We start from the raw sequence: 25156 nt of genomic DNA, 5'->3' as shown, positions 1-25156 counted from the left end.
ACACCCCACGCCCCAAGGGCGATCACCCCCGGGCGCCCCCGACCCGCACCCGCACTCCCGGGCGCAGTCCCCACCCGGCCATCGCCCCGGCCTCCGCCTCCACCACGTGCCGGGCCCGCAGCCGCGGCCGCCCCAACCGCCCCGGCCGCATGGTGCACACGTCGACCACCACGAAGTCCCGGTTCAGATAGGCCACATCGATCGCGAACCGCATCCCGAACGTGTGCACCCCGCTCGCCGGCGTCAGCAGCAGCGCCCCCACGATCCCGTCCCGGCCCAACAACCCCCGGGTCCGGGCCCGGTAGGACGCCGCGACCTCCACCGGAACCTCGACGCCCGCGACCTCCAGAACGCCCCGCCCGTCCACCCAACTCCCCATGCCCGCCGTTGTACCAACCGCCGCGCTCTAGGGTCGAGCCGTGTCCGTCACGCTGATCGCCCTCGCCGCCGCCTACGGAGCCGCCACCGGCCTCCTCATACCGCGGCCCGCGCACCGCCTCGCCGTGGACCCCGAAGAGGACTGGCGCGCGCACTGCCCGGACGGCCATCCGCTCACCGGCGCGGCCCGGGGCTGGCTGGGCCGCGGCCACTGCCCGCACTGCCGGGCACCGTACGGGCCGCCCGCGCCGCCGATCGCGACCGCCACCGCCCTCGCCTGCGCGGCGCTCGCCACGGTCACCGGAGCCCGCCCGGAACTCGCCGTCTGGCTGCTCATGACGCCCCTCGCGGTCCTCCTGACGCTCGTCGACCACCGAGTGCAGCGCCTCCCCGACGTACTGACCCTGCCCCTGGCCGGCACCGCGGCCATCGCCCTCGGCGCCGTCGGCTGGCTCACCGGCGACACCGGCAGCTGGCTGCGCGCCCTCCTCGGCGGCCCGGCCCTGGCCGCCTTCTACCTGCTCCTCCACCTCCTCAACCCCGCCGGCCTCGGCCGCGGCGACGTCAAGCTGGCGCTCGGCCTGGGCATCGCCCTTGGGTGGTACGGCTGGCCCACCCTGCTCACCGGCGGCGCGGCCGGCCTCCTGATCGGCGCGCTCTTCGCGGCCGGCCTCCTCCTGGCCCGCCGCACGGACCGCAAGGCCACCCTCCCGCTCGGCCCCTTCATGATCATCGGAGCCTTCTGCGGCCTCCTCCTGGGCGCCGCGGCATCCCCCTGACCCCACCCCGAGCCACGCCGACCACCCCGCGATGCACGAAGCACCCCTCCCGCGGGGTTATGGTGGAAGCCCCCCCTCGGGCCGGTCCGTATCCCCCCCACGGACCGGCCCGCTTTTCGTTGCCCGTCCGCGGCGCTTGGCTTTTGCTTCCCACGTTGTCGGCGTCCCCGCCGTGGGGGTTCGCCTTTTGCGCCTGCGGTGCGTGTCCGCCCGACGGCGGGTTGTTCCGTTGTCCGCTGCGGTGCCGCTGCGCGGGGCTGGGCCGTTGTCTGTTGCGTTGTCCGCTGCGCGGGGCTGTTGGGTGCGGTGCCGGGCCTGCGGGGGTGGTGTGCAGGACTGCTGGCGCTTTACGTCCTGCACACCACCCCCTCCGGCCCGTCCCCTCCCGTTGAGGGTCATGAAGACGCTGAGTGGGAGCTGACGCCGGTGGTCCGGTGGCGGTCGCCACTCGACAACGAACCCGCAGGGGACTACCGGGCTACGCCCCCACCCACCAGTTCCCATGACCACCCACGGGAGGGGACGGGGCTGCGGGGGTGGGGTTGTCCGGACGTAAAGCGCAGCAGTCCGGACAACCCCACCCCCGCAGCCCCGGCACCGCGGCCGAACAGCCCCGCGCAGCGGTACCGCCGCAGGCGTGTCGGGCCCCCCCGCCGCCAGGCGGACAGGCGCAGCGGACCCGCAACCACCCGCCGTCAGGCGGACCGGCGTGTCGGCACCACCCCGCCGTCAGGCGGGCAGCGCTCAGCGGCGGGCCCAGATGTTCACGCCCTCCGTCGTCTCGGCGAACGTGTCGATCTCGGCCAGTTCCGCGTCCGTGATCGCGGCTCCGTCGAGCGCCGCGACATTGGCCTCCAGCTGGGCGACGCTGCTGGCGCCGATCAGCGCGGAGGTCATGCGCTGGTCCCGCAGGACCCAGTTCAGCGCGAGCTGGGCCAGCGACTGGCCGCGGCGGGTCGCGATCTCGTTGAGTCCGCGGAGGCGCCGGACGACCTCGTCGGTGAGGAGGTTCGGGTCCAGGGACTTGCCCTGAGAGGCGCGCGAGCCCTCGGGGACGCCGTTCAGGTACTTGTCGGTGAGCATGCCCTGGGCCAGCGGCGCGAAGGCGATGCAGCCCATGCCCGCGTCGTCCAGGACGTCCAGCAGCCCGTCGTCCTCGATCCAGCGGTTGATCATGGAGTACGAGGGCTGGTGGATCAGCGGGCGCACGCCCATCTCGCGCAGGATCCGGACGGCCTCGCGGGTCTGTTCCGCGTTGTAGGAGGAGACCCCGACGTACAGCGCCTTGCCCTGCTGGACGGCGGACGCCAGCGCGCCCATCGTCTCCTCCAGCGGGGTTTCCGGGTCGAAGCGGTGCGAGTAGAAGATATCGACGTAATCGACGCCCATCCGCTTGAGCGAGGCATCCAGCGACGAGAGCAGATATTTCCGGGAGCCCCATTCGCCGTAGGGGCCGGGGTGCATCAGATATCCGGCTTTTGTCGAGAGAACGAGCTCGTCGCGGTAGCCGCGGAAGTCCTGCCCGAAGATCTTGCCGAAGTTCAGCTCGGCGGACCCTGGCGGCGGTCCGTAGTTGTTGGCCAGGTCGAAGTGGGTGATGCCCAGGTCGAAGGCGCGACGCAGAATCGCCCGCTGGGAGCTGAGGGTGCGATCGTCCCCGAAGTTGTGCCAGAGTCCGAGAGAGATAGCGGGGAGTTTGAGGCCGCTGCGGCCGGTGCGCCGGTACTCCATGGAGGCATAGCGTGAATCCGCGGCGCGGTAGTCAGTGCCAGTGGTCATGGTCCTCTCCCTATCACGGACTTGTGACATACCTGATTGGGCTGTTGAGACAGCCGAGAAGTAAAGTTGCCCCTTTAGGCGACGGGGCGATGGCCATCGGTACGGAGGGGCTGGACCACACATGCTGCGATCTTCCGGGATGCGCATCCCGTATCCGCCTGCACTGCGCGACCTCGTCTACCGGCTGTACGCCCGCAGGGTGGAGGGCCGTCTGGACCACACCCAGGTGCCCAAGCACATCGGCGTCATCCTGGACGGCAACCGGCGCTGGGCGCGGGCCGACGGGTTGTCGACCGAGCAGGGCCACCTGGCGGGTGCGGCCAAGATCGACGAGCTGCTGGGGTGGTGCGCGGAGACCGATGTGGAGGTCGTCACGCTCTGGCTGCTCTCGACGGACAACCTCGACCGGCCGGCGGCCGAGCTGACCCCGCTGCTGGGGATCATCGAGAACACCGTGCGCAACCTGGCCGCGGACGGCCGCTGGCGGGTCCATCACGTCGGCAACCGCGACCTGCTGCCCGACGCGACCCAGCGGGTGCTCAAGCGGGCCGAGCAGGACACCCTCGACAACAAGGGCGTCCTGGTGAACGTCGCGGTCGGCTACGGCGGCCGGCAGGAGATCGCGGACGCGGTGCGCTCGCTGCTGCTGGAGCACGCCGAGCGCGGCACGACCTTCGAGGAACTGGCCGAGATCGTCGACATCGACCTGATCTCGGAGCACCTCTACACCCGGGGTCAGCCGGACCCGGACCTGGTGATCCGCACCAGCGGTGAGCAGCGGCTGTCCGGCTTCATGCTCTGGCAGAGCGCCCACTCGGAGTACTACTTCTGCGAGGTCTTCTGGCCGGCGTTCCGGAAGGTCGACTTCCTGCGGGCCCTGCGCGACTACGCGGCCCGGCACCGACGCCTCGGGCTCTAGTCTCCACAACGCTCCCGGCTGCCGGGCGGCGTCCGGCGGTCCCTCCGGGCGCACGACCGGACTTCGTGGACACGATCGGGGTCCCGCTTCGCTCGCGGGGTCGGATTCCGGTCGCGTTGCCCGGTGCGATTCGGCCGTCTTCGGGGGTGGTCCCGGGCGGCGGGGCGCCGTGCGTGCCCCGCCGGCGCCCGGGCGCACGTCCCCGATGGCGCGTCTTCCGCGCTCTGACGGTGCCTCTCCTGACGCCCCCTCCGGCGCCCCTCCTTCGGGGGCGCCTTTGGTGCCGCGTCCCTGTTCGGAGGGTGCTTCGCCCGTCTTTCCGCCGGTCAGCGGGCATCTGTAACCAAAGGTTCATCGAGCGTGTGTCATATGCCGTGGCATGGGCGCGGGGGTTGAAGGGAATATCCCTGGCAGGTCGGTGCCCGGAACAAACAAGCCATCGGGTGCCGGATCTCAGCGGGCGGCATGGGGCCGTCCGCCCGGGAGGCCCTTTGCGCATCACGGACGATCGTGCGTACCGCACGGACGACGCGGAGGGCCGGCGTTCGGCCCGCGCAGCGCGGTCAGAACCCGGTCCTGTCCCCGGCGACGTCGTCGCACCCCGACCTCATCCGAGGGGGTTCGTCCACCCGTGGTGAACAGCAAGAAGCGCCGTGAGAGCGACCGGCGCACCTATGTACTCGACACCAGCGTCCTGTTGGCGGATCCGTCCGCCATGTCCCGCTTCGACGAGCACGAGGTGGTGTTGCCGGTCGTCGTGGTCACGGAGTTGGAGGCCAAGCGGCACCATCCCGAACTGGGTTACTTCGCGCGGCAGGCGCTGCGCCGGCTGGACGAGTACCGCGTGCAATACGGGCGACTGGACGCCCCCATCCCCATCGGGGAACTCGGCGGGACGCTCCGGGTCGAACTGAACCACTCCGACCCGGGACTGCTGCCCGCCGCCTTCCTGAGCGGTCCCAGCAGGTTCGGCGACAACGACTCGCGGATCCTCGCGGTCGCCCGCAACCTCCAGGCCGAGGGGTTCGACGTCACCGTCGTCTCCAAGGACCTGCCGATGCGCATCAAGGCGTCCTCGGTGGGTCTGCTGGCCGAGGAGTACCGCGCGGAGTTGGCGATCACCGACTCCGGCTGGACCGGCATGGCCGAACTCGCCCTCTCCGCAGAGCAGGTGGACGACCTGTTCGCGGCCGAGACCGCGCACATTCCGGGCGCGGAGGAATTCCCGGTGCACACCGGGCTGGTCCTGCAGTCCGAGCGCGGCAGGGCGCTGGGCCGGGTCACCCCGGAGGGCGCGGTCCGGCTGGTGCGCGGCGACCGGGAGGCGTTCGGGATCCACGGTCGCAGTGCCGAGCAGCGGATCGCGCTGGACCTGCTGCTCGATCCGGAGCTCGGCATCGTGTCGTTGGGCGGCCGGGCCGGTACGGGCAAGTCGGCGCTGGCGCTGTGCGCCGGGCTGGAGGCGGTGCTGGAGCGCCGGCAGCACAGCAAGGTGATGGTCTTCCGGCCGCTGTACGCGGTCGGCGGGCAGGAGCTGGGCTATCTGCCGGGCAGCGAGGCGGAGAAGATGAGCCCCTGGGCGCAGGCCGTCTTCGACACGCTGTCCGCGGTGACCACCAAGGACGTCATCGAGGAGGTGGTCGCCCGCGGGATGCTGGAGGTGCTGCCGCTGACCCACATCCGCGGCCGATCGCTGCACGACGCGTTCGTGATCGTGGACGAGGCCCAGTCGCTGGAGCGGAACGTCCTGTTGACCGTTCTGTCCCGCATCGGGGCCAATTCCCGGGTCGTGCTGACCCATGACGTCGCCCAGCGCGACAACCTCCGGGTCGGGCGGTACGACGGAGTGGTGGCCGTCGTCGAGAAACTGAAGGGGCATCCGCTCTTCGCGCACGTCACGCTCAATCGTTCGGAGCGTTCGCCGATCGCCGCACTGGTGACCGAAATGCTGGAGGACGGCAGGATCTGACCTGTTGTGGAACGGCGCGCCGCCCGGCGAAGCGAAGGAGCTTAGCCGGGCGGCGCGCGTGTGCGCTCGGATATCCGGAAATCCCGAGAGGCAAACGAGGTGTGAGCTTTCACACCCGGTGGGGAATTGCTTCCCGGTAGCCCGTTCGGGCAGAGTCTGGGTCCTGTCAGGCCCCGCATACGGCCCAGACGCACCCTCGAGGTGTATGGACGACCCGAACTTCATAGCGAGTTGCCGTATGCCGCCCAAGCACCACGCGGACCCCCGAGGGGGACGTACCGGGTCAGTGCCTCCCGTGACCAGCCGACGCCACCGCTCAACAGGCGCCGGAACAAGGGGAGGCCAGCGCCAGGGGCACGATTGCGTCCGCGAGGTCACCTAAGCGGGCGATGCTGGAAGGAAAACGTGTGAGCCGGATCTCGGTCCGGGGATTCGCAGTGGCCTCCGCCACCGCGGTCACCACCGTCGGCGCCGTCGTCGGCGTTGCGTCGGGCAGCCAGGCATCGGTCAGCAACACCGAGGCCACCGCGGCCGACGCGACGATCGCCGACATCCCCGCGGGCCAACAGGCCCAGGTGCAGACGGCGTCGTTGACGCAGCAGGCAGACTCGGCGTCCACCCAGGCGGACACGGCGGCCCTGAAGTCCGCACAGGAGTCGGCCCGCAAGGCAGCCGCGGAGACCGCGCAGAGCAAGAAGGACGCCGCGGACAAGGCGAAGGCGGAGAAGGACGCCAAGGAGCGTGAGAAGGCGCAGGTCGCCTCCCGCTCGGCCGTCCGCGACGCCAGCGACTTCGTCGCCAAGGCTTCCTACTCCATCGCCGAGACCCAGGCGATGGCGCGCCAGATGATCGCGTCCGACCAGTTCCAGTGCTTCAGCAACATAGTGGAGCGCGAGTCCGGCTGGAACTACCGCGCCACCAACGCCTCTTCCGGCGCCTACGGCCTGGTCCAGGCACTGCCCGGCTCGAAGATGTCCTCCGCGGGCTCCGACTGGCAGACCAACCCGGCCACCCAGATCAAGTGGGGCCTGAACTACATGAACAGCCGGTACGGCAGCCCCTGCGGTGCCTGGTCGTTCTGGCAGGCGAACAGCTGGTACTAGGCCGCTCCGAGGCCCTCGCCGGCCGTGCCACAGCGCTCCGAAACCCCCGAACGCGACGCGTCGGGGGTTTCGCGCATCCGGCACAGGTAACGTCGTGGCGTCACAATGCCGTAAGGCCGGGGAAGAGGAAGCGACATGTCCAGATTGCCTCAGTGGGTCGGCGGCCTAGGCGCCGGTCTGACGCGGCTCTCACAACGGCTGGAGGAACAGCGCCGCCGTGCGGAGGCCGCCGAGGCGGCCGGCGACACGGATGCGCCGGTGCCGGCCGGCCGCGCCAACGGCCTGGACGGGTACGCCCTGCGGGTCCCGACCAAGAGCCTCGCCGCGGAGGGCGGGCCCGACGGGCGCACCGTGCCGGCCGCATGGGGGCCGGCCGCGATGACCGCCGCCGATGCCGTGGCCACGGTGGAGGGTGCGCCGGAGCGGGCGGCGAGTGCGCCGGCGGAGCCCGAGGAGCCGGCGGAGCCGGTCCGGACCCCCGCAGTCCGGGCGCCCGAGTCGGTCCCCGCGCCGCCGACCTATGCGCCGGCCGTCGCGGCCCGTCCGGATCCGGTGGCCGCGGTGCCCTGGGGCGTCCGGGTCGCGGCCGAGGCCGGCTGGCGGCTGCTGGTGCTGGCCGGGACGTTGTGGGTGCTGGCGAGGGTGATCACCACCATCTCGTTGGTGGTGCTGGCCTTCGTCGCGGCGCTGTTGATCACGGCGCTGCTCCAGCCCACCGTGGCGTGGCTGCGGCAGCGCAACGTGCCGCGCGGGCCGGCCACCGCGCTGACCTTCATCGGCGGCTTCGTGGTGATGGGCCTCGTCGGCTGGTTCGTCGTGTGGCAGGTCCAGGACAACATCGACTCGGTGTCCAGCCGCATCCAGGAGGGCATCACCGAGCTGAAGGGCTGGCTGCTCAAGAGTCCGTTCCATGTGACCGAGGGCCAGATCAACCACATCGCCAAGAACCTCCAGGACGCGGTCGGCGCCAACACCGAGGCGATAACGTCGGCCGGGCTGGAGGGCGTCACGGTCGTCCTGGAGGTGCTCACCGGCATCCTGCTGGCGATGTTCACCACGCTCTTCCTGCTCTACGACGGCCGGCGCATCTGGGAGTGGACGCTCAAGCTCGTCCCGGGCCCGGCCCGGGAGGGGGTGGCGGGCGCCGGACCGCGCGCCTGGCGGACGCTGACCGCCTATATCCGCGGCACGGTCCTGGTCGCGCTGATCGACGCCATCTTCATCGGCATCGGGCTCTACTTCCTCGATGTGCCACTGGCCGTCCCGCTCGCCGTCTTCATCTTCCTGTTCGCCTTCGTCCCGCTGATCGGCGCGGTGGTCTCGGGCGCGTTGGCGTGCGTGGTCGCGCTGGTCACCCAGGGCGTCTTCACGGCGTTGCTGGTGTTGGCGGTGGTGTTGGCGGTGAACCAGATCGAGAGCCATGTGCTCCAGCCGTTCATCCTGGGCCGGGCGGTCCGGGTGCACCCGCTGGCGGTGATCCTCTCGGTCGCCGCGGGCAGTCTGATCGGCGGTATCGGCGGCGCGGTGGTGGCGGTGCCCCTGGTGGCCGTGACCAATACCGTCGTCGGCTACCTCCGTTCGTACTCCCGGGAGCAGGCGCTGCGGATGACGGTGCCGCCGCGCGGCGCGACCGCGCTCGCGGTGGCACCGACCCCGCCGCCGCGGCACTCCGAGCACCCGGCGGACGAGTAACGGCCGGCGGCCCCCGCAACGCACGGAACCCCCGCGGACCTCGTGTCCGCGGGGGTTCCGTGCGTTGCGGGGTGCGGGGGCGTGCGCCGCCCGCTCCGCCGTGCCTTACTCGGCGAGGGCGGCCTCGGCGTCGAGGGTGGCGCCGACGGCCTGCAGGACGGCCGCGATCTTGACGGCCTCCTGGATCGTCTCGCGCTCGACACCGGCCTTGCGCAGCACCTGCTCGTGCGAGTCCAGGCACATGCCGCAGCCGTTGATGGCGGAGACGGCCAGCGACCACAGCTCGAAGTCGACCTTGTCCACGCCGGGGTTGCCGATGACGTTCATCCGCAGACCGGCGCGCAGGTTGCCGTACTCCGGGTCGGAGAGCAGGTGGCGCGTCCGGTAGAAGACGTTGTTCATCGCCATGATGGCCGCGGCCGACTTGGCGGCGGTGTACGCCTCGGCGGAGAGGTTCGCCTTCGCCTCCGGCTCCAGCTCGCGCAGCACCTTGGGCGAGCGCGAGGCGATCGCGCAGGCGAGCACCGTGCCCCACAGCTGCTGCTGCGGAAGGTCGGAGTTGCCGATCACCGAACCGAGGTTCAGCTTCAGGTCCTTGGCGTAGTCCGGAACGGCGGACTTGAGGTCATCGAGAGCCATGGGTGTCACTCACCAGCCAGCAGGGCGACCGGGTCCAGGGTGTCCTCGCCCTTGCTCCAGTTGCAGGGGCACAGCTCGTCGGTCTGCAGGGCGTCCAGGACCCGCAGGACCTCCTTGGGGTTACGGCCGACGGAGCCGGCGGTCACCATGGTGAACTGGATCTCGTTGTTCGGGTCGACGATGAAGACGGCGCGCTGCGCGAAGCCGTCCTCGCCCTCGATGCCGAGGTCGCGCATGAGCTCGTGCTTCGAGTCGGCGAGCATCGGGAAGGGCAGGTCGGTCAGGTCCGGGTGGTCCTTGCGCCAGGCGTGGTGCACGAACTCGGAGTCGCCGGAGAAGCCGAGGATCTGGGCGTCACGGTCGGCGAACTCGTCGTTCAGCTTGCCGAACGCGGCGATCTCGGTCGGGCACACGAAGGTGAAGTCCTTGGGCCAGGCGAAGACGATCTTCCACTTGCCCTCGTAGGTCTTGTGGTCGATCTGCCCGAACTCCTTGCCCTTCTCCAGCGAGACACAGGCGGTCAGGTCGAACTCGGGGAACTTGTCACCAACAGTGAGCACGCGCTCTCCTTGTTACAAGAAAGTCCCTTGTGGGGCTCTTTCTGGTCTTTCCTTGAGGCTTGGACGGGATCCACAGTGCCACAGCAGGCATTGATCAGGGAAATAGTTAGACTCGTGGATGTTGATCGGAGGTGGTTATCAGTGGCATCCCCCACGAACCCCGGCGGACGGCCCCGCCAGCCGAGCCTGGCCCAGCTGAGGGCCTTCGCCGCGGTCGCCGAGCACCTGCACTTTCGGGAGGCGGCGGCCGAGATCGGCATGAGCCAGCCCGCGCTCTCCGGAGCCGTCTCCGCGCTGGAGGAGACCCTGGGCGTCCAACTCCTGGAGCGTACGACCCGCAAGGTGCTGCTCTCGCCGGCGGGGGAGCGGGTGGCGGTCCGCGCCCGGGCCGTCCTGGACGCGGTCGGCGCGCTGATGGAGGAGGCGGAGGCGGCCCGCGCGCCGTTCACCGGCGTGCTCCGCCTCGGCGTCATCCCGACCGTCGCCCCGTATCTGCTCCCCGCCGTCCTGCGGCTGGTCCACGACACCTACCCGGAGCTGGACCTCCAGGTGCACGAGGAGCAGACCACCTCGCTGCTGGACGGACTGGCGCACGGCCGGCTGGACCTGCTGTTGCTCGCGGTGCCGCTCGGCGTCCCCCAGGTCGCCGAAATCCCGCTGTTCGACGAGGACTTCGTGCTGGTGGCCCCGAAGGAGCACTGGCTCGGCGGGCGCGGCGACATCCCCCGCGCGGCCCTGAAACAACTCGACCTGCTGCTGTTGGACGAGGGGCACTGCCTGCGCGACCAGGCGCTGGACATCTGCCGCGAGGCGGGGCGGGACGAGAACACACCGGTGACGACGAGTGCGGCCGGGCTCTCCACGCTGGTGCAGTTGGTGGCCGGCGGTCTGGGGGTGACTCTCCTGCCGCGTACGGCCCTTCGCGTCGAAACCGCCCGCAACGACCTTCTGACCACGGGCTACTTCGCGGACCCGGCCCCTTCCCGGCGGATCGCCCTGGCCATGCGCAGCGGCTCGGCCCGGCAACCGGAGTTCGAGGAGTTCGCGGCGGCGCTGCGGGGGGCTATGCGGGGGTTGCCGGTGCGGGTGGTGGAGGGGTGAGGAACGTCAGCGGCGCGGGGTGATGAACCTGGAATCGTCCAGGATCTGCGTGACGTCCAGGGTGAGGAACGGCGTAGTTCTCCGGGCCGTTCGGCAACCACAGGCCGAGGGCTTCAACGACTCGGGTCTCGCCGCGGTTCATTCCCGCCGCGGCGAAGGTGTCCCGGAGTTGGGAAAGCCCGTGCGCGTGGCCGGGGTCTGAGGGTGGGGTCACGGTGAGAACGCCACCGAGAATCTCGACGCGGAAGCCCGGAAGCTGCTCCATGAGCTGGTCGGCCTGCTCAAGGAGCGTCAGCGGCTTGTGGGCAGGCGCGTGTCGACGCTCGACAGCTGCTGCGGACATTGCATGCCTCCCACAGGCTGGTGTCGAGACCATCATCGTAGGCAGAGGCGGCCGCTCTCGTCCCGTACGACAATGCTCATTCGTTCGGGGACACGAGGGAAGTCACTCCGTGCGCAGGCCGTCGGGCCGCATCATCCGCCACAGCGGCGGCAGGCTCAGGGCGGTGACGAAGAGGATGACGCCGCCGCCGATGGCGGTCATGCCGGCGACCACCGGCCAGTCGACGATCACGCCGCTGCCGATGACGCTGAGCAGCAGGGAGCCCAGGGACAGCCCGCAGGCCAGCGCCAGGGCCAGGCCGAGGGCGACCGGCAGTGCCGTCTGCCACAGGACGGACCAGCCGAGGGTGGCGCGGCGGGTGCCGTACGCGTCGAGGGTGGAGAGCAGCCGGCGGCGTTCGTGGAGCTGCTCGACGGTGGAGATGATCAGGCCCGCGCCGATCAGCAGCAGGGTGATCACCGCGCCGATGAAGATCGTGGTGCGGATGCCCTCGTACTGCCGGTCGTGCGGGTTGTCGAGGGAGGAGCCCACCAGCATCGTCGGGTCGATCCGGGCCGCGGTGTTGCGGATGTGCTCGACGGCGTCGGGGGTGCCGCGGTCGAAGCGGACGAGGAGCTGCATGTCGGGCCTGTTGAGGTGGGCCGCGTCGAGGACCGAGGGGGTCAGGAGCAGGTCGTAGAAGAGGCGGTGGCCGTCCTCGACCGCGGTGAGGTGGGCGGCGCGGGCGGATGAAGGGATCGTCCAGGGGCGGGGTGCCTTGCTGGGCTCGCCGTAGTTCTCCGACGGGTTGAGGTCGATGGTGGCGCCGGGAGTGATCCGGGTCTGGCCCCGCACGGTGCGTTCGGCGTCGGTGACGAAGGCGTCGCCGTCCCGGCAGGACGGCAGCTCGGCCACCTTGCGCAGCTCGGCGCAGCTGCCGACGGCGATGATGGCGTGGTAGTCGGAGCGGGGATCGCGGCCCGGGGCGGGCGGCGGGTCGGCGTCGGCGATGAGGAGGCCGCGGGCGGAGGCGACCCCGGAGGTGTCGCGCAGCGCGTCCAGTGTCCGTTCGGCGTGCCGCCAGCTGTCCGTCTGGCCCGTGAAGCCGATCTGCGGCTCCCGCCCGGACTCGGCGTACGCGGCGGCGTAGCCGGCCTGCGAGCCGGTCATCAGCATGTGGATGGCGACGGCGCCGGCCAGCGCGACGGTGATGCCGCTGACCGCGCGGGTCGCCGGGCCGCTGCTCAGCTGGAGCCGGCGGACCGCCAGCTGCCAGGTGACCGGGCCGCCGCGCAGCCGGCCGACGACCCGGTCGACCAGCCAGGGCAGCAGCGTGGTGACGCCGAACAACAGCAGCGTGGAGCCGGCGGCGAGGCGGCCGGTGGCGAGCGGATTGTCGATCGGGCCCGGCCGGATCGCCATCGGGACCAGCAGGGCCGTGCCGGCGACCGGCAGTGCGACGCGCCACCACAGCCGGCGGCGGACCGGTGGGCGGTTGCGGACGATGCCGAGCGGCTCGACGGTGACGCCGCGCTGGGCGACCAGGGTGACCAGGACGGCGGCGGTCGGCACCAGGACGGTGATCAGCAGCGCGGCGAGCGGGCCGGGGGTGACGTCCGAGGGGTAGACGTTGATGTCCCACAGGGTGATGAACGGGGCCAGCAGACGGCCGGCGAGGAACAGCGCGCCGCCGCCCAGCAGACCGAGCAGCGAGCCGAACAGCACCTCGCCGGAGGCGATCCGCCGGGTGGTGCGGACGTCGGCGCCGACCAGGCGGAGGGCGGCCAGGCGGCGCTCCCGGCGTTCGTTGCCGAAGCGCACGGAGGTGCCGATGAAGACCATCACCGGCGTCATCAGCGCCACACACGTCATGATCACCAGGACCAGGCCGGGCGTGGTCAGCGGCTTTGGGTCCCAGCTCTTGCCGAAGTGGTCGATGCGGTAGCCGGTGCCCTCGCCGAGGGCGTCGCTGTGCGCGAGGTAGGCGAGTTCCCGCGGGCCCTGCAGGCCCTCGTCGCCGATCACGCCGACGATCCGGTAGCTGCTCAGGCGGGCGCGCAGCAGTGCGTTGTCGGGGGCGGCCAGCAGCTCCTTCAGGGCCGGCGAGACCACCATCTCGCCCGGGCCGGGGAGGTGGCGCATGCCGGGTGGCGCCGGCGGGTGCGCGCCGTCCGGGCGGACCAGTCGGCCGCGGATGGTGGTGCCGCGGAAGACGGTGTCCGTGTGGGCGTACAGGAGGGTGCGGTCGCTGCGCGGCGGCGGGTGTTCCTGGCCGAGGTTCTCGCGGGCCTTCTCCCGGCCGTGCCAGGCGTTCATCAGGGTCGGGGCGGAGGCGCAGAACAGCAGCACCGCCACGCCGAGGGCGACCCCGGCGGCGGTCAGGGCGGTGCGGATCCAGCCCTCCCGCCCGCCGCCGGCCGCGAACCGCATGCCCATGGCGAGGTCGCGGGCCCAGCGGGCCGGGCCGGTGCGCGGGGTCGCGGGCGGCGGTGCGGGTACGGCGGTGTCCCGCTCGCCATGGGGGCGCGAGCGGAGCAGGGTCATATCCGGCCCGCCATGTCCTTCACCCGGCCGTCCCGGACGACGATCTCCCGGTCGGAGTAGGCGGCGACCCGGGCCTCGTGGGTGACCAGCACCACGGCCGCATTGGTGTCCCGGGCGGCGTTGGTCAGCAGCGTCAGCACCCGCTCGCCGTTGAGGGAGTCCAGGGCGCCGGTGGGTTCGTCGGCGAAGATCACCCGCGGTCGGGTGGCCAGCGCGCGGGCGACCGCGACCCGCTGGCCCTGGCCGCCGGAGATCTCTCCGGGACGCTGCCCGTCCACGCCGTCGACCTCCAGCTGCTCCAGCCAGTCGCGGGCCTGCCGCTCGGCGTCCTTGCGCTTGGTGCCGTTCAGTCGCAGCGGCAGCGCGACGTTCTCCAGGCACGTCAACTCCGGTACGAGCTGGCCGAATTGGAAGACGAACCCGAAGTCGGTGCGGCGCAGTGCGCTGCGCTGGGCGTCGGTCAGCTCGGTCAGGGTGTGTGTGCCGTAGCGGACGGTGCCGGAGTCGGGGTGGATGATCCCGGCGAGGCAGTGCAGCAGCGTGGACTTGCCGGAGCCGGAGGGGCCCATGACGGCGACCACCTCACCGGGGTGGATGGAGAAGTCCGCGCCGTCCAGCGCGGGCGTGGAGCCGTACGCCTTGCGCAGCCCCTCGGCGGCGAGCAGGGATCCCTCGGGCGTCATCCGCCGACCGCCTCCGCCAGTTTGTCCAGGCGGGCGGCGGTCAGCTCCAGCCAGCGCAGATCGGCTTCCAGGTGGAACAGCGCGTGGTCGCAGATCAGCTGGTCGGCGAGGTCCCCGGCGCGCTTGCGCTCGGTCAGGCCGCGCATCAGCCGCAGGTGCTCGGCGCGCTGGGTGTCGAGGAGTTCGGCGGCGTCCCGGTCGGTCATCAGGGCCAGGACGACCTTGGTGTAGAGCGTGGACTGGAGGTAGGGCTCGGGCTTCTCCGGCCGGGCCAGCCACTGGGCGACGTCGGTGATCCCGGCGTCGGTGATGGCGTACCGCTTACGCTCCGGGCCCGCCCCGGCCTCCACGCCGTCCACCTCGACCAGGCCGTTCTTCAGCAGCCGGGACATCGTGGAGTAGACCTGCCCGTAGTGCAGCGGGCGGTCCTGCCCGAAGTGCTCGTCGAAGGCCCGCTTGAGGTCGTAGCCATGGCGGGGGCCGGACTCCAGGAGGCCCAGCAGCGTATGACCGATTGACATGACGACCACCTTACTCGGGGCTGTAACGCTGGTGTATACGCACGTTGCATACCGGCTCGGTCCGCGCGGGGAGGTGCGGGGCGGCGGCGGTGGGCGGCGGCGGTGCGGGGCGGTCGCCGCGGTGTGCCGCCGGCGACCGCCCCGGACCGCGTGCGCTCACTCCGTGCGCAGCCCGTCCGGCCGCATCATCCGCCACAGCGGCGGCAGGCTGAGCAGCGTCACCACCAGGACGAGGGCGCCCCCGGCGGCCATCAGCGGCCAGACCACCGACCAGTCGAAGGCGGTCTTCCCGGCCATCCGCAGCAGCGCCAGGCCCAGCCCGGCGCCGCCGGCCACCGCCAGGGCCAGCCCCAGGGCCACCGGGACGGCGGTCTGCCACAGCACCGACCAGGCCAGCGTGGCCCGCCGGGTGCCGAAGGCGACCAGGACGGACAGCAGTCGGCGGCGCTCGCGCAGCTGCTCCACCATCGTCACCAGCATGCTGGCGGCGATCAGCGCCAGGGTGGCGGTGGCGGCGACCAGCAGGCCGGTCCGCAGGCTGGTGAACTGCTTGTCGCGGGCGGTGTTCTGCAGCGCGTACACCTGCGTCCGCGGATCGATCCGGGCCGCGGTGTTCCGGACGTGCTCGACGGCGTCCGGGACCGTCGGGTCGATCTTGACCATGGCCCGGGCCATCGGCTGGTGCAGCAGCTTCGGGTCCAGTGCGCCCGGCGTGGCCATCAGGCCGAAGGCCATCTGCCCGGAGGGGTCTTGACGGGACTCGACCGTGCGGGCCGACCGGGGGATGGTCCACAGTCGCGGGTGGGACGACGGACTGCCGGACTCGTCCTCCGGGGCGAAGTCCACCGTGGCGCCGGGCCGTGCCGTCTTGGCGATGTAGTCGGCCTCGACCGCGCCGCTGCTGTCCTTGACGACGAAGACGTCGCCGTCCTTGCAGGGGCCGGTGTGCGCCAGTTCGCGCAGGGTGCCGCAGTCGCCGACGGTGACCCGGGTGCTGGGGCGGAACTCCTCGCCCCGGCGGAGCGGGCCGGGCCGGGAGGCGGAGGCGTCGATGGACGCGATGACGCCCCGGACGCCCTCGGTCGTACGGAACTCGCTGATCATCTTCCGGATCGAGCCGATGTCGTGGGACGGCAGCGTGGTCTGCAGCTGTGCCCGGCTCGCGTCCTGCCCGGTGACCTTCATGAAGTCGTCCTGGATCGCGGCGAAGAACAGCTGGAGCGCGATCGCCCCGGCCACCGCGACGCTGATCCCGCTGACCGCGCGGGCCGCCGCACTCCCGCTGAGCTGGAGCCGCCGCACGGCCAGCTGCCAGGGCACCGGCCCGCCCCGGAACCGCGCCACCGCGGCGTCCACGGCCCACGGCAGCAGCAGCGTCACCCCCAGCAGGAACAGCGCCGCGCCGCCCGCCACCAGATACGGATCGACCTGGGCGCCGCGCCCGGTGACCCTCCCGTTGAGGAGCATCAGCGCCAGCCCGCCCAACGGCAGCGGCAGTCGCCACCACAGCCGGCGCCGGCGCCCGGCACTGTCGCGGGCGACGCCCAGCGGCTCGATGCCGACCCGGCGCAGCGCGAGCAGCGTGACGCCGATCGCGCAGAGCGGTACGGCGAGCAGGACCAGCGCCGCCAGTCCCGGAACGGGGGTCACGTCGGACGGGAAGACGTTGATGTCCCAGACGGTGACGCCGCCGATGAGCTGTCGGGCCGCGAGGAACAGTACGGCCCCCACCAGCAGCCCGCAGAGCGCACCGAAGAGCGCCTCGCCGGCCGCCGTCCGCCGGGTCATCCGGACGTCGGCGCCGATCAGCCGCAGCGCCGCCAGCCGCCGGTCCCGGCGCTCCCCGCCGAACCGGACCGCGGTCGCGATGAAGATGGCCACCGGCATCAGCATCACCACACAGCCCACGATCAGCAGCGTCAGCAGCGCCGGGTCCAGTGGGTCGCTCTTGACGGTCGTGCCGAACCCGGCGATCCGCCAGCCCCCGTCGTCCGTGGTCAGCGTGGCGCTGCCGGCGTAGTAGACGAGTTCGCGGGGCCCGATCAGGCCGGGCGGGGCGATCGTTCCGACGTCCTTGAAGTGCAGCCGCTCCCGCAGCAGCACGCCCTCCGGCGAGTTGATCAGCTCGCGCAGCGCGGGGGAGACCACCATCTCGCCCGGCCCCGGCAGCGCGCTCACCCCGGGCGGGGTGGGTGCCCGGTCGCCGTCGGGCCGCAGCAGCCATCCCCGTACGGCATCGCCGCGGAAGTTGGTGTCCGCCCCCGCCTCGACCAGCGTCGCCGCCGAGCGCGGTACCGGCTGGTCGCCCTCCAGCGGCAGCCGGGCCTCGCCGCGCTGCGACCGCCCCTCCATCATGGTCGGTATCGACGCGGCGCCCAGCAGCAGCATCACGCCCAGCCCCACGCCCACGGCGGTGAGCAGGGTGCGGATCCACCCCTCGCGCCCGCCGCCGACCGCGAACCGTACCCCCATGCCGAGGTCCCGGGCCCAGCCGCGCGGCCCGCCCCCGATGATCGTCGTCGTGTCGGTGCTCACGCCGCGCCCACCGTCTCCCGGGCGATGCCGTCCCGCACCACGACCTCGCGGTCGGCGTACGCGGCGACCCGCGACTCGTGGGTGACCAGCACCACGGCCGCTTCGGTGTCCCGGGCGGCGTCGGTCAGCAGGCCCATCACGCGCTCGCCGTTGAGGGAGTCCAGGGCGCCGGTGGGTTCGTCGGCGAAGATCACCCGCGGTCGGGCGGCCAGTGCGCGGGCGACCGCGACCCGCTGGCCCTGGCCGCCGGAGATCTCCCCGGGCCGCTTGGCCGCGACCCCGTCGACCTCCAGGCGCGTCAGCCAGTCGCGGGCCTGCCGCTCGGCGTCCTTGCGCTTGGTGCCGTTCAGTCGCAGCGGCAGCGCGACGTTCTCCAGGGCGGACAACTCCGGTACGAGCTGGCCGAATTGGAAGACGAACCCGAAGTCGGTGCGGCGCAGCGCGCTGCACCGCGCGTCACTGAGCTCGGTCAGGGTGTGCGTCCCGTACCGGACGGTGCCGGAGTCGGGGCGGATGATCCCGGCGAGGCAGTGCAGCAGCGTGGACTTGCCGGAGCCGGAGGGGCCCATGACGGCGACCACCTCACCGGGGTGGATGGAGAAGTCCGCGCCGTCGAGTGCGGGTGTCGGGCCGTACGCCTTGTGCAGCGCGCGGGCTTCGAGCAGGGAACCGGCCGGGGTCATACACGGGCCTCCGGGAGTACGGGCAGGGCATGGCAAGGGCAGGGCGCACCGATGGCGGCGCCGTCCCATGAGCACGACCGAACTCTACATGAGGTGTATACGCGGTATGTATAGATGGAGTTTCTAGTGGCGGTGGGGCATGCGTCCGCCTGTCACCGGAAACCCCGTCGTCCGACCGTCGCCCCCGGAAGGCGACGCCCCGTGTCGGCTCACTCCGCCGGTCCGTCCGTCCCGTCCTCCGGCTCCCGGCGCTTGGGCGGGCGTCCCCGGCGGGGCGGGGCGCCCGCGCCCCGCGGCAGCCGTCCGGCGTCGGACAGGGCCTTGCGGAGCAGGAACTCGATCTGTGCGTTGGCGCTGCGGAGTTCGTCGTCGGCCCAGCGGGTGAGGGCGTCGTGGAGGAGCGGGTCCAGCCGCAGCAGCACCTGCTTGCGCTGCTGCGGCCGGCGGCCGGCGGGCCGTTCGCGGTCCGCGCCGGCCCCCTGGGGGCTGTCGGTGCTCATGCCGAGACCTCGCTTCGCTCGGCCTCGCATACGCTCGGCGCGCACCCCTCAATGGCTCGCTCGCTGCGCTCGCTCACTGGTAGAGCGAGCCCGTGTTCAGGACCGGCTGGGCGGCACGGTCGCCGCACAGCACCACCATCAGATTGCTGACCATGGCGGCCTTGCGCTCCTCGTCCAGCTCGACGATGCCCTGCTCGTTGATGCGCTCCAGGGCCGACTCGACCATGCCCACCGCGCCCTCGACGATCTGCTGGCGGGCCGCGACGACCGCGCCGGCCTGCTGGCGCTGGAGCATCGCGGAGGCGATCTCCGGGGCGTAGGCGAGGTGGCTGAAGCGGGTCTCGATGATCTGCACGCCGGCGGCCTGGACCCGGGCGGTCAGCTCCGCGGCGAGCTTCTCGGTGATCTCCTCGGCGTTGCCGCGCAGCGAGAGGTCGCCCTCGTCGTGCGCGTCGTAGGGGTACTCGATGGCGATGTGCCGGACGGCCGCCTCGGTCTGGGTGGCGACGAACTCCAGGAAGTCGTCGACCTCGAAGAGCGCCTGGGCGGTGTCCTCGACCTTCCACACGACGATCGCGGCCAGTTCGATCGGGTTGCCGTAGGCGTCGTTGACCTTGAGGACCGAGGTCTCGTGGTTGCGGACCCGGGTGGAGATCCTGCGGGCCGAGGTGAGCGGGTTGACCCACCGCAGGCCGTCGGTGCGGATGGTGCCGACGTACCGCCCGAAGAGCTGGATCACCCGGGCCTCGCCGGGCGCGACCATCTTCACGCCGGTCATGCAGAAGAGCGAGCCGACCAGGAGCAGGATCCCGACGAGCACCAGGGGGACGGCGACCGCACCGTGGCCGGCGTCGCCCAGGACGGCACCGACGATGATCACGACGACGCCGAGGGCGACGCCCAGGACGGTCAGCAGCAGGGCCAGTCCGCCCGGAATGCTGTGCGCGGCACGCTCGCGGACCTGCGGCGCCGGCATCTCCGGGGCGTCCGTGGAGGCGGCGGGTGTCGGGGTGGCGGGTGTCGTATCGGTCATGGGGTCCCCGTTTCTCGGACGACGCGTGCCGCGGCACGTGATGTGTGCCGCAGCGCGTGCTTTCGCTGGTCTAGCAAAGTGATATCACTTTAACGTGCTGGCCTGCTGGGGTCCAGCGGGATACGGCCAGGTGCCGCGAGGGTTGCGCTCCTTCCCCGTGCTGTATGTCACGTAGGGAAAAGCCTTGATCGATGAGTATTTGTTGTCAGTTGCGGTGTTAGCTTCAACAGCTGAGTTATGCCGGGGGCGGAACGACTGGAGTTGCACGAGCGATGGGCCGAGCGAACGCGAGGCGGGCGCGGCAGGGCGGCGCCCGCCAGGCCGGAAAGAACGAGAAGAAGTCCGGCATACGCCGCTTCTTCACCTGGAAGAAGATCCTCGGGACCGTCCTCGGCTTCTGCCTGTTGGGCATCCTCGGCTTCATCGGGCTCTACCTCTACGTGGACGTCCCGGCCGGCAACAAGGAAGCCAAGCTCCAGAGCAACGTCTTCAAGTACGCGGACGGCTCGGTCATGGCGCGGGTCGGCCAGGTCAACCGCGAGACCGTCCCGCTGAGCCGGATACCCAAGGAAGTCCAGCACACCTTCGTCGCCGCCGAGAACAAGACGTTCTACAACGACTCCGGCGTGGACCTGAAGGGCACCCTCCGCGGCGTCATCAACACCCTGAGCGGCAAGGGCAAGCAGGGTGGCTCCACGATCACTCAGCAGTACGTCAAGAACTACTACCTGAGCCAGGAGCAGACGGTCTCCCGCAAGCTCCAGGAGATCGTCATCTCCCTCAAGGTGGACCAGAAGTTCTCCAAGGACGACATCCTCGCCGGTTACATCAACACCAGCTTCTACGGCCGCGGCGCCTACGGCATCCAGGCCGCCGCGCAGGCGTACTACGGCGTGGACTCCGACAAGCTCACCGTCGCGCAGGGCGCCTACCTCGCCTCGCTGCTGCAGGCGCCCAACCAGTACGACTGGGCCATCGCCTCCGACGCCGGCAAGCAGCGGGTCCAGGAGCGCTGGGCGTACACGCTCGACAACATGGTCGAGATGAAGTGGCTCACGCCCGAGGAGCGCGCCAAGCAGAAGTTCCCGGTGCCCCAGCCGCCCAAGCCGCTGCCCGGTCTGACCGGCCAGGCCAGCTACATCATCGACGCGGCCAAGAAGGAGCTCTTCGCCCAGGGCGTCGACGAGAACGAATTCGAGGCCGGCGGCTGGACCGTCACCCTCGGCATCGACAAGAAGCGGCAGAAGTCGCTGGAGGGCGCGGTCAAGCAGAAGCTCACCGACGACCTCAAGCCCGACAGCCGCTCGGTCGACCGGGACGCCCAGCTCGGCGCCGCCTCGGTGGACCCCAAGACCGGTTACGTCGTGGCGCTGTACGGCGGTGCAGGCTACCCCAAGCACTACACCAACAACGCCACCCGCTCCGACTACCAGCCGGCCTCCACCTTCAAGCCGATCATCCTGGCGTCGGCCATGGAGAACCACGCGGCCACGCAGAGCGGCGTCCCGATCACCCCGAACGCGATCTACGACGGCCGCAACCGCCGTCCGGTGGTCGGCGGCACCAAGCCCTTCGCCCCGCCGAACGAGGACGAGCACACCTACGGGCGGATCACCGTTCAGACCGCGACCAACAACTCCGTCAACTCCGTCTTCGCGCAGATGGGCGCCGACGTCGGCCTGGACCAGGTCAAGAAGACCGCGGTCAGCCTGGGCATGAACGGCGCCAAGATGGACGTGCAGCCGGCCATGACGCTGGGCACCATGGGCGCCAGCCCGCTCCAGATGGCCGGGGCGTACGCCACGTTCGACAACCACGGCACGAAGGTCACCCCGACCATGGTCGTCAAGGCCGTCCACACCCAGGACGGCGTCGACAAGGAGGTCAAGCTCAAGGACCCGATCGGCGACCAGGTGCTGTCCCGGACGACGGCCGACACCATCACCTCCGTGCTGACCGGCGTGGTCGACGACGGCACCGCCTCGGAAGCGGTGAAGAACACCAGCTACAAGGCGGCGGGCAAGACCGGTACCTCCGACGACAACAAGTCGGCCTGGTTCGTGGGCTACACGCCCAAGCTGGTCACCGCGGTCGGCATGTTCGGCGAGTCGCCCAACGGCGGCAAGCAGGTCACCCTCAAGGGCACCGGCGGCGGCGGCCGGGTCAACGGCGGCGGCTACCCGGCCCGGGTCTGGGCCGACTACACCCAGGACGCGGTCGGCGACGGCGCCGGCGGCGACTTCAGCCTGGAGACCGACATGGGTGCCGCGGTGCCGCCGCCCAGCACCCCGACGCCGACCCCGTCCGCGCCGGTCACCCCGACCCCGACGCCGACCCGTACGCCGTCGGGCCCCCCGACGCCGACCGGTACCCCGTCGGACAGCGTGACCGGCCGCCCGACCGACCGGCCCACGCCGCCGACCGGCGGCACCGCGGGCGGCCCGCCGAACGGCGGCACCACCGGCAACGGGGGCACCACCGGCAATGGTGGGACCACCGGCACCGGAGGCACCACCGGCAACGGAGGCACTACCGGCAACGGAGGTACCACCGGCACTCCCGGTGGGGCCAACGGCGCCGGCGGCAACACCGTGCCGAACTTCGGCAACTGACCCGCCCGGCCACCCGGCACCGCAGCGGCCCGCGCCCCAAGGGGGTGCGGGCCGCCGCGTTTTCTCCTTGGCGTACGAACGGGCCGTCACGTGCGGCCGGTTGGGCGGCAGCTGTGCGTGGTTCGGACCGATCCGGTACCGGTGGGTGTCCGGGTACGAGAACAGCCGGCCGAGCAGCAGCTTGTCCGGGCCCGCACGCACCGGAGGACCCCGCCCGATCCCGGACGAGGTCCTCCCGGAGCGTGCCGGTGCGGCCGGCTCAGCGCCGCGTCCCCGGTGGCATCGACAGCTCGAACCAGACGACCTTGCCCATGCTCAGCCGGGTCGCGCCCCACCGCCGGGCCATCCGGTTGACCAGGTACAGCCCCCGCCCGCCCTCGTCGGACGGCCGGGCCTGCCGCAGCCGCGGGAGCTGCGGCACATCGTCCCCGACCTCGCAGCGCAGCACGTCGGTGCGCAGCAGCCGCAGCGTCACCGGCCGCTCGGCGTACCGCACCGCATTGGTCACCACCTCGCTGACCAGCAGCTCCAGCTGGTCGGACAGCTCGTCCAGGCCCCAGCGGGCCAGCGCCCGCCGGGCCAGCCGGCGCGCCTGCCCGGCCGTCTGCGCCTTCGGATCGAGGTACCAGTACGCCACGTCGCTCGGTGCGATCCCGTCGAACCGGGCCGCCAGCAGCGCGATGTCGTCATCGCGGTCGCCGGGCCCGAGCATGTCCAACACCTCGTCGCACAGCGGCTCCAGCGGCGGCGGATTGGGCCCGGTCAGCCGGGCCGTCTCGGCCAGCCGCTCGCGCAGCTGCTCGATGCCGGTCCACACGTCCCGGATCCGCGACTCCACCAGGCCGTCGGTGTACAGCACCAGCGTGGCGCCCGCCGGGGCGTCCAGCTCCACCGCCTCGAAGTCCACCCCGCCGACGCCGATCGGCGCGCCCGGCGGCACCCGCAGCACCTCCGCGCGCCCGCCGCGGTGCAGCATCACCGGCGGCGGATGCCCGGCGTTGGCGACGATGATCCGGTGCGCCACCGGGTCGTAGACCGCGTACAGGCAGGTCGCCATCCGGTCCGAGCCCAGCCGCTGGGCCTGCTCGTCGAGGTGGTGCAGCACCTCCTGCGGCGGCAGGTCCAGCCCCGCCAGGGTCTGCGCGGTGGTCCGCAGCTGACCCATGATCGCGGCCGACGTCATCGAGTGACCCATCACGTCGCCGACCACCAGCGCCACCCGGCTGCCCGGCAGCGGGATCGCGTCGTACCAGTCGCCACCGACCCGGGCGGTCTCCGCGGCCGGCAGATAGCGGCTGGCCAGCCGCACGCCGGTGGGCTGCGGCAGCGAGTCCGGCAGCATGGTGCGCTGCAGGGCGTCGGCGATGTACGCCTCGCGGCCGTAGAGCACCGCCTTGTCCACGCCCAGCGCGGTGTGGGTGGCCAGCTGCGCCGCCACCAGCAGGTCGTCCGGCTCGAACGCCGGCCGGTCCGGGCGGCGCAGGAACACCGCCGCGCCGATCACCCGCCGGCGCCCGCGCAGCGGCGCCAGGATCACCCGGTGGCCGCCCGGCAGCCGGGTGTCCGGACCCAGCAGCTCCGGCAGCGCGGTCCGCGCCGCCTGCGCCTCGCCGAACAGCGGCCGGACCCCGCGCAGCACCTCCGCCAGCGGACCGCCCGGCCGCACCTCGGCCAGCTCCGCGGCGCTGCCGCCCATCGCCGGACCCAGATCCGGCTGCGCGGGCAGCACCGGCAGCCGCAGCCCGTTGGTGTCCGGCTCCTCCGGGATCCGGTCGGTACGGCGCAGCCGCAGCACCACCGGGCCGGTCGGCCGCTCGTCGCCCACCGGCAGCGGATCGCGCAGATAGACCAGGATCGCGTCGGCGAAGGTCGGCACCGTCGCCCGGCACAGCCCCAGCACGATCTCGTCGAGGTCGATGCCGCGGGCGATCCGCCGGGTCGCCGCCCCGATGAACCGCAGCCGGTCGCCGCTCGCCTGCCGCGCCGCGGTCACCTCGCTGCTCTCGCCGGGGTGCGCCGACCGCGCGGGCGGCACCACGGGCGGGTGCGGCGGCCCCGCCGGAGGCGGCAACTCCGCATCGGCCGGACCGGATCGCCCGCCGCCCCGGGCACCCGGCGGCCCCGGCGGCAGCCCGCCCGCGCCCGGCTCACCGCCGTGCGCGCAGGCCGCCCCTTCGCCCTCGCGGGGCCGCCCGACACCCTCACCGCCGTGGCGCGGCTGTGCATGCCCCGGCTCCTCGTCCGGCTCCGGCGCCCCGGCGCGATCCACCGCGCCCTGCGCCACCGGCCGGCCCGCGCGTACCGCCGCGCGCTCCGTGCCCGACTCCGTATCCGGCCGTCCCTCCGCGGGCATGGCCACCTCCCCGTACGGGTCGTACGAGCCCCCGTACGACCCGGTGTATCCACCGTAGGAACTGTCGCGGGGCGCGCGGGCGGCGCCGTACGCCCGTGCGCCGTCACCGGCCGGGCCGTGGTCGGCTGCCGGCTCGGCGTCCCCCTGCCCGGCCGGCGGCCCCGCGGAGGCCGTGGCGGCCGACGTGCCGGTCGCGCCGCCGAGGCCGTTGTCGTCACCCCCGCGCACGGCGAACCCCGTACCCGGCGCCGGATCGTGGCCGGTGCCGACGGGCTGCTGGAGGGCGCTGCGCGGGTCGGGTACGCCGCCGAGCGGCGCCGTCCCGGCCGTCCCCGCAGCAGGGGATGCCGAGGACGCGGCGGTCGGGGCCGACTGCCGCGTTTCGTGGGAGGTGGGATGCTCCGTCACGCGTGGGATTCCATCCGTCCGGGGCTGGCGCCGGCGCGCCGCG

At 72.2% G+C, this 25156-nt stretch carries 19 protein-coding genes and 1 pseudogene; 7 read left to right on the top strand and 13 right to left on the bottom strand.

The window, feature by feature from the left end; all coding sequences use genetic code 11:
* Positions 1–22: 22 nt before the first annotated feature.
* Positions 23–379, bottom strand: a complete 357-nt coding sequence (locus tag SNOUR_RS15500; RefSeq protein WP_067347339.1) for a DUF192 domain-containing protein — start codon at positions 377–379, stop codon at positions 23–25.
* A 40-nt stretch (positions 380–419) separates the two neighbouring features.
* Between SNOUR_RS15500 and SNOUR_RS15495 the strand changes: the two genes are divergently transcribed.
* Positions 420–1157, top strand: coding sequence for a prepilin peptidase (locus SNOUR_RS15495; RefSeq protein ID WP_067347337.1), 738 nt, complete (start codon positions 420–422; stop codon positions 1155–1157).
* A 744-nt stretch (positions 1158–1901) separates the two neighbouring features.
* Here the strand turns inward: SNOUR_RS15495 and mgrA are convergent.
* A complete protein-coding gene (gene mgrA / locus SNOUR_RS15490) occupies positions 1902–2936 on the bottom strand; it encodes an L-glyceraldehyde 3-phosphate reductase (RefSeq protein ID WP_079142668.1) in 1035 nt (344 codons plus the stop codon).
* Between the two features lie 139 nt (positions 2937–3075).
* Between mgrA and SNOUR_RS15485 the strand changes: the two genes are divergently transcribed.
* The 4 genes from SNOUR_RS15485 to SNOUR_RS15470 all read left to right on the top strand — a co-directional run bounded on the left by SNOUR_RS15485 (position 3076) and on the right by SNOUR_RS15470 (position 8619).
* The gene (locus SNOUR_RS15485; RefSeq protein WP_067347334.1) at positions 3076–3855 is read left to right on the top strand and encodes an isoprenyl transferase; all 780 of its coding nucleotides are present in this window, start codon (positions 3076–3078) and stop codon (positions 3853–3855) included.
* A gap of 631 nt (positions 3856–4486) precedes the next feature.
* Entirely contained in the window at positions 4487–5824 is a 1338-nt protein-coding gene (phoH2, locus tag SNOUR_RS15480) for an RNA 5'-3' helicase PhoH2 (protein WP_067347332.1), read from the top strand.
* Positions 5825–6231: 407 nt separating this feature from the next.
* Positions 6232–6927, top strand: coding sequence for an aggregation-promoting factor C-terminal-like domain-containing protein (locus tag SNOUR_RS15475; protein WP_067347331.1), 696 nt, complete (start codon positions 6232–6234; stop codon positions 6925–6927).
* Positions 6928–7062: 135 nt separating this feature from the next.
* Positions 7063–8619 carry an AI-2E family transporter gene (locus SNOUR_RS15470; RefSeq protein WP_359664535.1) on the top strand — a complete coding sequence of 519 codons (1557 nt, stop codon included), beginning with the start codon at positions 7063–7065 and terminating at the stop codon, positions 8617–8619.
* Between the two features lie 105 nt (positions 8620–8724).
* Here the strand turns inward: SNOUR_RS15470 and SNOUR_RS15465 are convergent, their stop codons facing one another.
* Both SNOUR_RS15465 and SNOUR_RS15460 read right to left on the bottom strand, forming a co-directional pair.
* On the bottom strand, positions 8725–9258 hold the full coding sequence (locus SNOUR_RS15465; RefSeq protein ID WP_018536447.1) for an alkyl hydroperoxide reductase: 534 nt from the start codon (positions 9256–9258) through the stop codon (positions 8725–8727).
* Positions 9259–9263: 5 nt separating this feature from the next.
* Positions 9264–9818, bottom strand: a complete 555-nt coding sequence (locus SNOUR_RS15460; RefSeq protein WP_067347329.1) for a peroxiredoxin — start codon at positions 9816–9818, stop codon at positions 9264–9266.
* Positions 9819–9959: 141 nt separating this feature from the next.
* Between SNOUR_RS15460 and SNOUR_RS15455 the strand changes: the two genes are divergently transcribed.
* Complete coding sequence (locus tag SNOUR_RS15455; protein WP_067347327.1) at positions 9960–10919, top strand: hydrogen peroxide-inducible genes activator; 960 nt, start codon at positions 9960–9962, stop codon at positions 10917–10919.
* Between the two features lie 445 nt (positions 10920–11364).
* On the opposite strand, the gene SNOUR_RS15450 is transcribed toward SNOUR_RS15455, so the two are convergent.
* The 7 genes from SNOUR_RS15450 to SNOUR_RS15420 all read right to left on the bottom strand — a co-directional run bounded on the left by SNOUR_RS15450 (position 11365) and on the right by SNOUR_RS15420 (position 19740).
* On the bottom strand, positions 11365–13785 hold the full coding sequence (locus SNOUR_RS15450; protein ID WP_067347325.1) for an FtsX-like permease family protein: 2421 nt from the start codon (positions 13783–13785) through the stop codon (positions 11365–11367).
* Positions 13782–14468: an ABC transporter ATP-binding protein gene (locus SNOUR_RS15445; protein WP_067347323.1), complete on the bottom strand. Its 687-nt coding sequence runs from the start codon at positions 14466–14468 to the stop codon at positions 13782–13784. Before SNOUR_RS15445 ends, SNOUR_RS15450 begins: the two co-directional genes overlap by 4 nt.
* Entirely contained in the window at positions 14465–14989 is a 525-nt protein-coding gene (locus tag SNOUR_RS15440) for a PadR family transcriptional regulator (protein WP_039633184.1), read from the bottom strand. The genes SNOUR_RS15445 and SNOUR_RS15440 overlap by 4 nt, the downstream gene beginning before the upstream one ends.
* A gap of 156 nt (positions 14990–15145) precedes the next feature.
* The gene (locus SNOUR_RS15435) at positions 15146–17461 is read right to left on the bottom strand and encodes an ABC transporter permease (RefSeq protein WP_067358339.1); all 2316 of its coding nucleotides are present in this window, start codon (positions 17459–17461) and stop codon (positions 15146–15148) included.
* Between the two features lie 59 nt (positions 17462–17520).
* A complete protein-coding gene (locus SNOUR_RS15430; RefSeq protein WP_067347321.1) occupies positions 17521–18207 on the bottom strand; it encodes an ABC transporter ATP-binding protein in 687 nt (228 codons plus the stop codon).
* Between the two features lie 209 nt (positions 18208–18416).
* Positions 18417–18707 (bottom strand): type II toxin-antitoxin system antitoxin, encoded by a 291-nt coding sequence (locus SNOUR_RS15425; RefSeq protein ID WP_039633180.1) that lies wholly within the window; start codon positions 18705–18707, stop codon positions 18417–18419.
* Between the two features lie 73 nt (positions 18708–18780).
* A complete protein-coding gene (locus tag SNOUR_RS15420) occupies positions 18781–19740 on the bottom strand; it encodes an SPFH domain-containing protein (RefSeq protein WP_067347319.1) in 960 nt (319 codons plus the stop codon).
* Between the two features lie 272 nt (positions 19741–20012).
* On the opposite strand from SNOUR_RS15420, the gene SNOUR_RS15415 reads away from it, so the two are divergent.
* Positions 20013–22352, top strand: a complete 2340-nt coding sequence (locus SNOUR_RS15415; RefSeq protein ID WP_067347318.1) for a transglycosylase domain-containing protein — start codon at positions 20013–20015, stop codon at positions 22350–22352.
* 126 nt (positions 22353–22478) lie between these two features.
* Here the strand turns inward: SNOUR_RS15415 and SNOUR_RS49260 are convergent.
* Both SNOUR_RS49260 and SNOUR_RS15410 read right to left on the bottom strand, forming a co-directional pair.
* A pseudogene (locus tag SNOUR_RS49260) lies at positions 22479–22553 on the bottom strand (catalase); the annotation flags it as partial.
* A gap of 58 nt (positions 22554–22611) precedes the next feature.
* Positions 22612–25113 (bottom strand): SpoIIE family protein phosphatase, encoded by a 2502-nt coding sequence (locus SNOUR_RS15410; protein WP_067347316.1) that lies wholly within the window; start codon positions 25111–25113, stop codon positions 22612–22614.
* Positions 25114–25156 lie beyond the last annotated feature (43 nt).

This window comes from Streptomyces noursei ATCC 11455 (genome assembly GCF_001704275.1).
GTDB lineage: Bacteria > Actinomycetota > Actinomycetes > Streptomycetales > Streptomycetaceae > Streptomyces > Streptomyces noursei.
This window is presented reverse-complemented; position numbering and strand designations above follow the sequence as displayed.